The 10222-nt window shown below is 72.5% G+C and carries 7 protein-coding genes and 2 pseudogenes; 5 read left to right on the top strand and 4 right to left on the bottom strand.

Annotation, left to right across the window (positions count from 1 at the left end):
• Positions 1-742: serine/threonine-protein kinase (locus tag M878_RS54345; RefSeq protein WP_023544887.1), on the bottom strand; the 742-nt coding region annotated here is incomplete at its 3' end.
• A 64-nt stretch (positions 743-806) separates the two neighbouring features.
• Between M878_RS54345 and M878_RS54340 the strand changes: the two genes are divergently transcribed.
• Complete coding sequence (locus tag M878_RS54340) at positions 807-1337, top strand: RNA polymerase sigma factor (protein WP_209445621.1); 531 nt, start codon at positions 807-809, stop codon at positions 1335-1337.
• Positions 1338-1486: 149 nt separating this feature from the next.
• On the opposite strand, the gene M878_RS54335 is transcribed toward M878_RS54340, so the two are convergent.
• Positions 1487-3868, bottom strand: coding sequence for a SpoIIE family protein phosphatase (locus tag M878_RS54335; protein WP_023544885.1), 2382 nt, complete (start codon positions 3866-3868; stop codon positions 1487-1489).
• A 296-nt stretch (positions 3869-4164) separates the two neighbouring features.
• On the opposite strand from M878_RS54335, the gene M878_RS54330 reads away from it, so the two are divergent.
• The gene (locus tag M878_RS54330; protein WP_023544884.1) at positions 4165-7257 is read left to right on the top strand and encodes a glycoside hydrolase family 2 TIM barrel-domain containing protein; all 3093 of its coding nucleotides are present in this window, start codon (positions 4165-4167) and stop codon (positions 7255-7257) included.
• A gap of 21 nt (positions 7258-7278) precedes the next feature.
• Here M878_RS54330 and M878_RS93615 read toward each other — a convergent pair.
• Positions 7279-7431 (bottom strand): annotated as a pseudogene (locus tag M878_RS93615) (2OG-Fe(II) oxygenase); the annotation flags it as partial.
• Between the two features lie 230 nt (positions 7432-7661).
• Positions 7662-8180: a methylated-DNA--[protein]-cysteine S-methyltransferase gene (locus tag M878_RS54320; protein ID WP_023544882.1), complete on the bottom strand. Its 519-nt coding sequence runs from the start codon at positions 8178-8180 to the stop codon at positions 7662-7664.
• A 203-nt stretch (positions 8181-8383) separates the two neighbouring features.
• Between M878_RS54320 and M878_RS54315 the strand changes: the two genes are divergently transcribed.
• From M878_RS54315 to M878_RS54305, 3 genes and pseudogenes are all read left to right on the top strand, one after another.
• Positions 8384-8623, top strand: a complete 240-nt coding sequence (locus M878_RS54315; RefSeq protein ID WP_023544881.1) for a hypothetical protein — start codon at positions 8384-8386, stop codon at positions 8621-8623.
• 3 nt (positions 8624-8626) lie between these two features.
• Positions 8627-9004, top strand: coding sequence for a hypothetical protein (locus M878_RS54310; RefSeq protein ID WP_023544880.1), 378 nt, complete (start codon positions 8627-8629; stop codon positions 9002-9004).
• A gap of 434 nt (positions 9005-9438) precedes the next feature.
• A pseudogene (locus tag M878_RS54305) lies at positions 9439-10222 on the top strand (hydrolase); the annotation flags it as partial.

Genomic DNA, 10222 nt, shown 5'->3' with positions numbered 1-10222 from the left:
CAGCCGCCGCGCCCCGGTCCGGCTCCAGGGCGCGCAGCAGCGCCCGCGCCACGTCCTCGCCGAGGTCCGGCCGCAGCCGCCCGGGCGGTACGACCCGGCCCGGCGGGCCCGGGACACTCCCGGTGAGCAGTTCGTAGCCGACCGCGCCCAGGCTGTAGACGTCGGCCCGCTCGTCGATGCCCTCGCCGGGCTCGGCCTGCTCGGGCGGCTGATAGCCCGCCGAGCCCGCGGCCAGCGTGAGCACCGAGGCCTGCGCGAGGCTCTTGGCGAGCCCCAGGTCGGCCAGCAGCACCCGCCGGGTGCCGTCCCGGGCGGTGTGCAGCAGCACATTGGTCGGCTTGATGTCGCGGTGCACGATGCCCGCCTCGTGCAGCGCGGCGGCGGCCCGGGCGGCCTCGGCGGTCAGCGCGAGTGCCTGGCCGACCGGCAGTGGCCCGCCCGTCAGCAGGCCGGCGAGGGTGCCGCCGTCGGCGTACTCCATCACGAAGTACGGCCTGCCGTCGGCCAGTTCCCCGATGTCGTAGACCTGCACCACGCGGTTGGAGCCGGCCCGGCGCAGCAGCCGGGCCTCGGACAGGAAGCGGTCCCTGATGTCGAGCCGGTGCGCCCAGTTCTCGGCGAGGACCTTCACCGCGACCGGAGCCTGCAGCTCGTCGTCGTGGGCGAGCCACACCGTGGCGAAGGCGCCGGTGCCCAGCGGACGTTCGAGGCGGTAGCGGCCGATCCGCTCCAGGGAGTGCATACGACTATCATGCCTGGCCTGAGATCGACTTGAAGGGGGAGCCTTCGTGCAGGACCAGCCGCCGATGGAAGACCTCGCCCGGTGGGCCGCCGCCGGCGACAGCGCGTCGCTGGACCGGCTGCTGCATGAGATCCGGCCGGAGGTGGTGCGCCGCTGCGGCCGCTTCCTGCCGTGCCGCGAGGACGCCGAGGAGGCCGCACAGGACGTGCTGCTCCAGGTGGCCCGGCACATCGCCCGCTTCGAGGGCCGCAGCCGCTTCAGCACCTGGCTGTACACGGTGGTTGCCAACTGCTGCCGGCAGAAGTACCGCGAGTTGAAGCGGCGGGCCGCCGAGCAGCCGGCCGCCATCGAGCCCACGTACGCCGTCGACCCGCGCACCACCAGCGTCATCGCCGGCTCCCGCGTGGACCTGCTGGAGGCGCTGGACCGGCTGGAGCGGACGCATCCGCACCTGGTCGCGCCGCTGGTCTACCGGGACATCTGCCAGCTGGACTACGCCGAGGCCGCCGAACGCGTCGGCATCCCGCTCGGCACCCTGAAATCCCGCCTCCACGAGGCCCGCAAACAGGTACGGCCCTGGCTGGCGGGGTCCTAGCTACGGCCTGTCCGGCGGATCCTGTCGCAGCCGCGGGGGCACTCCTGCCGCCCCGCTCACCTGCGCTGATGAGGCGCCGTCGATTCCCTGCGACCTGATCCGCCGGAGAGGCCCTCGGGCAGGCGGCAGTTCGACGGCGGGGCGTAGCCCTACCGGTCCTCCTCGTACAGCGGCAGCTCCGCCCAGATCGTCTTGCCCTCCGGGGTGTGCCGGCTGCCCCAGCGCTGGGTGAGCTGGGCGACCAGCAGCAGGCCCCGTCCGCCCTCGTCGAAGGTCTTGGCCCGGCGCAGATGCGGGGCGGTGGGGCTGGTGTCGGAGACCTCGCAGGTCAGCGTGGTCGCGTCGTGGATCAGCCGCAGCCGGATGGGGTGGGCGCCGTAGCGGATGGCGTTGGTGACCAGCTCGCTGACCACCAGCTCCGTCGTGAACGCGGCCTCGCTCAGTCCCCAGCCGTCCAGCTGCTCCACGGCCTGCTTGCGGATCGGCGCGACCAGTGCCGGGTCGGCCGGGATGTCCCAGGTCGCCACCTGGCCGGCGGGCAGGCTCCGGGTGCGGGCGAGCAGCAGCGCCACGTCGTCGGCGGCGCCGCCCGGCGGCAGCAGGGCGCGCAGGACGCGGTCACAGGTCACGTCGAGGGAGTCCGTGTGCCCGGCGAGCACCTCGTGAAGCAGCGCGCGACCGGTGTCCCCGTCCCGCTCCCGGGACATCACGAGACCGTCGGTGTACAGGGCCAGGACGGTGCCCTCGGGCAGCGTCAGCTCGGTGGACTCGAAGGGCAGCCCGCCGAGGCCCAGCGGGGGACCGGCGGGCAGCTCCAGCGGCTGCGGCCGCCCGCCCGGCCGCAGCAGTACGGGCGTCGGGTGCCCGGCGCGGGCCAGGGTGCAGCGCCGGGACACCGGGTCGTACACGGCGTACAGGCAGGTGGCGCCGACCTCGCCGGGGCCGCCGTCGCCGCCGGACTCCTCCGACAGCCGGACCACCAGGTCGTCCAGGTGGGTGAGCAGCTCGTCCGGGGCCAGGTCGATGTCGGCGAGGGTGCGGACGGCGGTACGCAGCCGGCCCATGGTGGCCGAGGCCTCGACACCGTGCCCGACGACGTCCCCGACGACCATCGCGACCCGCATCCCGGACAGCGGGATCACATCGAACCAGTCGCCGCCCGCCCCGGTCCGCGCGGCCGGCAGATAGCGGGAGCAGGCCTCCAGGGCGGCCGTGCGCGGCAGGGTGCGGGGCAGCAGGCTGCGCTGGAGCGCGAGCGCGGTCTCCCGCTCGCGGGAGTAGCGGCGGGCGTTGTCGATGCAGACGGCGGCCCGGGTGGTGATCTCCTCGGCGAGCAGCCGGTCGTCCGCGGTGAACGGGTCCGGGCGCCGGTGGCGGGTGAAGACCGCCACGCCGAGGGTGAGCCCGCGGGCCTGGACGGGCACCGCCATCGAGGAGTGGATGCCGAACCGGCGTACCCGCTCGCCCCGCGCGGTGTTCCAGGTCAGCCACGACAGCATGCCGCCCGCGGCGACCGAGGCGATGATGGTGTGCCCCGCGGTCAGCGAGTCCGCCTGGGGCGAGCCGGACGGGTACTCCTCGGTCTGCCCGGGCTCCCGCACCGCCTCCGGCGCTCCCTCCAGGACCGAGCGATGGGCGGCCCGCCGCAGGGTGACCGGCGCCGTCAGCCGGGCCGGGGGCTCGCCGCCGTGCTCCGGCGGGTCCAGCAGGTCGATGGTGACGAAGTCGGCGAGCGCGGGCACGCACACGTCCGCCAGCTCCTGGGCCGTACGGGTGACGTCGAGGGTGCTGCCGATGCGCACGCTCGCCTCGTTGACCAGCTGCAGCCGCTGCCGGGCCCGGTGGCTGTCGGTGATGTCGTGCGCGGCCAGGCACACGCCGCGCACCCGGCCCCGCGCGTCCCTGACCGGGGCCATCCGGGCGAGCCAGGGGCGGGCGCGGTCCTCGCCGCCGGTGCGCTGGAAGGTCTGCACGTCCAGCGGCCGCCCTGTCGTCAGCACCCGGAGCATGCCCTCTTCCAGCTCCTCGCTCTGCGGCTTGCCGCCGATCTCCGGCAGCCGCAGCCCGCGCAGACGCTCCTGCGGCAGGCCGATGACCTCGGCCATCGCGTCGTTCATCCGGTGCAGCCGCAGCTCCGCGTCGTACACGGCGATCGCGCACGGCGACTGGATCAGGCCCGCCGCGGTGAGCGGGTCGTCCTCGTCGCGCCGTTCCGCGCCGGTCAGCGGGGTGACCAGCAGCCAGCTGCCGCCGTGTCCGTCGTGCGGCGGCCTGCGGTGGGCGAGCAGCCAGACGGGGACGGTACGGCCGTCCCGGTGGCGCAGTACGACCGTTCCCTCCCAGCGGGTGCCCGTAGGCATGGCCGGGGTGTCGTCCGCGGCCAGGAGCCGGGCGGCGGGGCGGCCCAGGACCGCGTCCGCGGGGTGGCCGAGCAGGCGGCGCGCGCCCTCGTTCCACTCGACCAGCGTCCCGTCGTCGTCGATGACCGCCCGGGCCGTCCTCGCGTCGTCGAACGGATAGACCCGGCTCATCGTCGCCGCTCCCCAGCGCACACTCACAGTGAACAGGTGGCACCTCTCGTGTTCCAGCGTAGTGCGTCCGGGACTCCCGTGAACCGCAACCTCCGCCCCCCGGCCGGTCGCTCGAACAAGGTCAAAGCCGGTCGCTCGAACAAGGTCAAAAAGGTCAAGGGAGAGATCCGGTCGATCTGCCGCGGGCGCGGACGCGCGGTGCCCGGCCCTTGACGATCGCGTGTGGCAGACCGTCAGAATCTGTTTGTTCGCGATCAGTTGTGAGTACTTCTGGGCCTTGATGAGGGAGAGCCGCCATGAGGGTCACTCGGCGATCGGTTCTGGTCGCCGCCACCGCAACACCCGCGGCCGGAGCGCTGCTGAGCATTCCCGCGGCCCCGGCCGCCGACGCCGCCGAGGCGTCACCCGGCGGACGCCGGACCGTGCCCCTACGGGACGGCTGGCGTTTTGCCCTGGCCAACCCGGACGGCACCACCGACCCGACCGGCGCCTACGCGCGAGCGGCCGACCCCGGCTACGACGATTCCGCCTGGCGTGAGGTCGCCGTCCCGCACGACTGGAGCATCGAGCACACCCCCACGACCGGCCACGGCACCACCAGCGGCACCGGCTTCCTGCCGGGCGGCCTCGGCTGGTACCGGCTCGCCTTCACCCTTCCGCCCGCCTGCGCGGGCAAGCGGATCTCGGTCGAGTTCGACGGCGTCTACATGGACTCCCACGTCTACTGCAACGGCACGGAAGCCGGCCGCCACCCCTACGGGTACACCGGTTTCGCCCTCGACCTCACCGATCTCGTGCACACCGACGGAACCACCGCCAACGTGCTCGCGGTCAAGGTGCAGAACCAACTGCCCAGCAGCCGCTGGTACTCCGGCAGCGGCATCTACCGCGAGGCCCGGCTCGTCATCACCGAACCGGTGCACGTGGCGCGCTGGGGCACCTACGTCACGACCCCCGAGGTCTCGGCCGGCAGCGCCCTGGTCCGGGTGGCGACGACGGTGCGCAACGAGTCCGGCACCGGCACGGACGTACGGCTCCTGTCCCGGATCAGCGGCCCCGACGGCCGCACGGTCGCCGGTACGTCCACCACGGTCGCCGTCTCCGACCAGGCCACCGAGACCCATGAACTGACCGTCGGCAAGCCCCTGTTGTGGGACGTCACGACCCCGGAGCACCGCTACACCCTGCACACCGAGCTGCGCGTCGCGGGCCGTACCACGGACACATATGAGACGCCCTTCGGTATCCGCACCTACCGCTTCGACCCCGACGAGGGCTTCTCCCTCAACGGCACCCACACCAAGATCAAGGGCGTCGACCTGCATCACGACCAGGGCGCGCTCGGCGCCGCGATCAGCGTCGACGCGGTGCGCAGACAGATGCGGATCATGAAGTCGATGGGCGTCAACGCCTTCCGCACCTCCCACAACCCGCCCTCGCCGCAGATGATCCAGGTCTGCGAGGAGCTGGGCATCGTGATGATGGTGGAGGCCTTCGACTGCTGGCGCACCGGCAAGACGACGTACGACTACGGCCGGTTCTTCGACGAGTGGTGCGAGAAGGACGCCACCGAGATGGTGCTGGCCGCCCGGAACTCACCGGCCGTCGTCCTGTGGTCCATCGGCAACGAGATCCCGGACTCCACCTCCACGGCCGGGCTCGCCATGGCCGACCGGATCATCGGCGCGATCAAGGCCGCCGACGCCGCCCGGCCGGTGGTCATCGGCTCGAACAAGTACCACGTTGTGCCCGCCGCCGGTTCCCCGGCCGACCTGATGCTGGCCAGACTCGACGGCCTCGGCCTGAACTACAACACCGCCAACTCCGTCGACGCCCTGCACGCCAACTACCCCCACCTGTTCCTCTTCGAGTCCGAGTCCTCCTCGGAGACCTCGACCCGGGGCGCGTACCAGGAGCCGGAGCACCTCAACACGGGCGAGAACCACACCCCCGGCAGGCGGGAGACCTCCTCCTACGACAACAACCTCGCCTCCTGGACGATGAGCGGCGAGTACGGGCACAAGAAGGACCGGGACCGCAAATGGTTCGCGGGGCAGTTCCTGTGGTCCGGCATCGACTACATCGGCGAGCCCACCCCGTACGACGTCTTCCCGGTCAAGGCGTCCTTCTTCGGCGCGGTCGACACGGCGGGCTTCCCGAAGGACATGTACCACCTCTTCAAGAGCCAGTGGACGACCGAGCCGATGGTTCATCTGCTGCCGATGACCTGGAACCACGGGCACGGCGACACGGTCGAGGTCTGGGCGTACGCGAACGTGCCGTCGGTCGAGCTGTACCTCAACGGAAAGTCCCTCGGCGTGCGGGAGTTCGACGTCAAGAAGACCACCGACGGACGGAGCTACCTGGAGACCACGGAGGCCACCGGCGACGACAAGACCTTCACCGACGGCCCTTATCCGGGCAGCTACACCAGCCCCAACGGCAGCGCGGGCAAGCTGCATCTGACCTGGAAGGTGCCGTTCCAGCCGGGCGAGTTGAAGGCCGTGGCCCGGCGGGACGGCAAGGTGGTCGCCACCGATGTGCTGCGTACCGCCGGAGCTCCGCACACCGTACGCCTCACCGCCGACCGCACGTCGCTCGCCGCGGACGGCCGGTCCCTGGCCTTCGTCACCGCCGAGATCGTCGACGCGCGGGGCGTGGTGGTGCCCGACGCCGGGCACCTGATCACCTTCGCCGTCACCGGCGGCTCGCTGGCCGGGGTCGACAACGGCCGCGAGGAGAGCGCCGAGCGCTACCAGGCGAGCACCCGCACCGCGTTCCACGGCAAGGCCCTCGCCATCGTCCGCTCCGGCACACGGCCCGGCCCCCTGAAGGTCACCGCGCGGGCGGCCGGTCTGCGCACGGGCACGGCGGAGGTGCGCACCACCCCGGCCAGCGAGCCGGCCCGCACCCCGGCGGCGGACTTCAAGCCCGACCACCGTGCACCGTCGAACTACCCCTGCGCGGACGCCAGTTACTCCGGACGCCCGGACACCCTGCCCGCCGCGATGCTGGACGGCGACCCGGCCACGGGCTGGTCCAACGCCTTCGCCAAGTCGGCCACCGCACTGCTGCCCGCGTTCAGCGGGGCGCGTGCGACGGACTGGGTGTCGGTCGACTTCGGACGCAAGCGCACCTTCGACCAGGTGGCCGTCTCTTTCACGGTGGACACCACCCATACGCTGCCCGCGCAGATCGAGGCGGCGGTCTGGGACGGCCGCGCCTATGTGCCGGTGACGGGCGCGAAGGTGGACTGGGCCACGGCCTCGGACAACCCGACCGTGATCACCTTCGACGCCCGGCGCGGCTCCCGGCTCCGCCTGACCCTGACGAGCGCCCACCCGGGGGAAACGCAGGGGGCGGTGCGGATCAGCCGGCTGGAGGTGTGACACCGGCTCTGAGGTGCCCCCTCACGCGGCGTCGTGGAGGACCAGCCCCAGGGTGCGACGCCGCCCGGACCGTACGGTGCTCACCCCGTGCCGCATCGCCCCGGCGGACCAGCCGCGGCAGGTGCGCACGGGGCGGTCGCGGGCGGTGAACACCAGGCCGTGGCCCTGCCGCAGGATGCTCGGCTCCGTCGGTACGGCGGACGTCCAGCACGTGACGGTGCCGGCACTGCAGAAGCGCTGGGGGAGGCGAGAGTGCCTGCTGTTACGGCGCGAATACAGGTGCGGCGGCTGCAACTCCCAGGGCCCATCACGGCACATTCCGCGGAGCGCAGCGCGGCCCAGTCCGTGCGGGCCGGCCGCCCGGCGGCGGGCCTCGGCCGGAGTGAACGTCATGCCGGCTTCCTTCACACCAGGGACGGCTGCAGCGCGCCCTCGTGGGTGAGCAGCCACAGCTTGCGCTCGACTCCGCCCGCGTACCCGCGCATCGAGCCGTCCGCGCCGATCACCCGGTGACAGGGGCGCACGAGCAGCAGCGGGTTGTCGCCGAGGGCCCGGCCGACCGCGCGCAGGTCGGCGCGCGGCACGCCCAGCCGGGCGGCCAACGCGCCGTACGTGGTCGTCGTGCCGTAGGGGATGTCCTCCAGGGCCTGCCACACCGCCCGCTGGAACGGGCTGCCGGTGACCGTGAGCGGCAGCTCGAACCGGGTCCGGCGGCCCGCGAAGTAGGCGTCCAGCTGTCGGTGTGCCTCGGCGAACGGCGCGTCGTCGCGGTCCGCCCCACCGACGGCGGGCGCACCACGCTGCCCGGGCATGCCGAGCGAGGTGAGCGTGAACCCGGACGGCGTGACCGACCCGGTCAGCAGCAGGTCGCCCAGCGGGCTGGGGTGAACGGTGCGGACGGTGCGGACAGTGCGTGTGTTCATCGGGGTATTCCTTCTGCTCTCTCGTGCTGTTCTCTCGTGTTCTCGTTCTCTCGTGTTCCTTCCGTGCTGCCGAGTCTGCTGCGTCGAGCGGCCCGTGACCGGCGGGAATCGGACATGGCTCTCGGACTCCGCGGGTACCGAGGGAAAGGGCGCCTGACCAGGCGATATTTACGGGTAAGTACCCGCGCGGTACCGTGAGGGGTATGCCAGCTCTCAACGTGGAGTTCAGCGAACGGGAACTCGAGGACCTGCGGCAGATCGCCAAGGAGCGCGGTACGTCGATGAAAGCCCTCGTGCGCGAGGCCGCCGCCGCCGACATAGCGCGGCACCGGGCGCTGCAGGAGGGTGCCCAGGCCTTCCGGCGGTTCTTCGCCGCGCACGCCGAGGAGTTCGCGGCGGCCTTCCCCGACGACGAGCCCCCTGCGAAGGACGAGGCCGCCTGACGCATGCCCTCCGTCATCCACATCGACGTCCCCTGGCTGCTCCAGCGCCACGAGGAGGTCCTGCCCGACCAGCCCGCGGTCGATGACTTCTCCGCGCTGGTCGCCGCTGTCGCCCGGCACCGCGTGGATCCGCCCCGGCTCGGCGTGGACTCCGATCCCGCCTGGCGGGCCGCCGCCCTGCTGCACACCCTCGCCGTGCTCAAGCCCCTGCCCGCCGCCAACGCCCGTTTCGCCTGCGCGACGGCCGTGGCCTACATGTTCGTCAGCGGTGTCGGCATCGACCCGCCCTACGGCGCCCTCGTCGACCTCGCCCGCGATCTGATCTCTGGCAAGGCCGATGTGTACGGCGCGGCCGACCGGCTGCGCTCCTGGCAGATCTGAGCCCTGCCGGCCCACGGTCGCCCGGCCCGCCCCGGCCGGCGGGGGAAGCCGCCGGGGCCGCCGGCCGGGACAGGGTGCGCGGGGCCTTTCCGAGGAGGCCGCTCCCAGTCCACTACCGGGCTGTACCACCCGGAAGCGTGCGCGCGCCCGCCGGTGTGTGCGCACACTTCACACGGGGCGCATGGAATTCCGAAAGCCGGTGCACGTGAGCGAGTCGGCCGCCGTATTCTGACTTTCTTTCAAACGGCCGATGTGTGCGGGCGCCTTGTTGCTCATGTGGAAGTTGTGCAAGGGTTGCAACGCCCGTGCGGGGGGTAAAATCCGGGGTTCTTCCGGCAGTTGCGGAACTTCACCGGCCGAACGCCGGCCAATTCCCCTCCCCGCGCACCGCAGAGGTACGTATCGACGCAGCACGCACCAAAGGAATCCGCTCAGTGCCCACCCCCCACCCCCCTCGTCCTCCCTATCCGCCGCCCGGCGGCGACCCCGGGGAGTCCGATGAATCGCTCGCCGGCCCACTGCGGGCCGGATCCGACGCGGAGGGCTCCCGGTCCGCCGCCCTGCTGATGGCCCGGCACTGGCAGCCGGCGCACGACTACGCGGTCGTCTGCCTGGCCCTTTCCGGTCCGCTCGCGCACATGGTCACCGCCACCGCCTTCCACCAGGTCCTCGGCCGGCTCGCCCTCGGCGAACCCGCCGAGGCGCTCAGGCCCCGGCTGCTCGTGGCAGTCCGGGACACGGTCGTCACCTGGTCCGGCACCGACCGCATCACCGCCGTACTGCCCGGACTCGGGAAACCCGCCGGGGGCCGCGGTATGCGCGCCGCGAAGACCCTGATACCGGAAAACCGCGTCCTCTCCGACCGCTCCTTTCACGCCCTTCCCCGGCTGGAACAGGCGCTGTTGTGGCACATCGAGGTCGAGGCCGAACCGATAACCGTTCCCGCCGGGCTGCTCGGCCTCGACGTCGACAGTGCGGCGGCCGCGCTGGAACAGGCTCGCGAGAAATTCCGGGAGGGCCTGGTGCGCGCCCACCGGGAACTCGCGCCCGGCAAGGAATGCCGCTACTACAACCGCCTGCTCGACGTTCCGATCCGCCGCGGCGGCGCCCTGCTGCCCGATGTCCAAGAGCATCTGTCCGCCTGCTCCCACTGCCGGCATGCTGCGGAGCAACTGGGCCACGCGGACGCCGCGCCCGGCGTGCTGCTCGCCGAGGCGG

The sequence above is a fragment of the Streptomyces roseochromogenus subsp. oscitans DS 12.976 genome, from assembly GCF_000497445.1.
Lineage (GTDB): Bacteria > Actinomycetota > Actinomycetes > Streptomycetales > Streptomycetaceae > Streptomyces > Streptomyces oscitans.
This window is presented reverse-complemented; position numbering and strand designations above follow the sequence as displayed.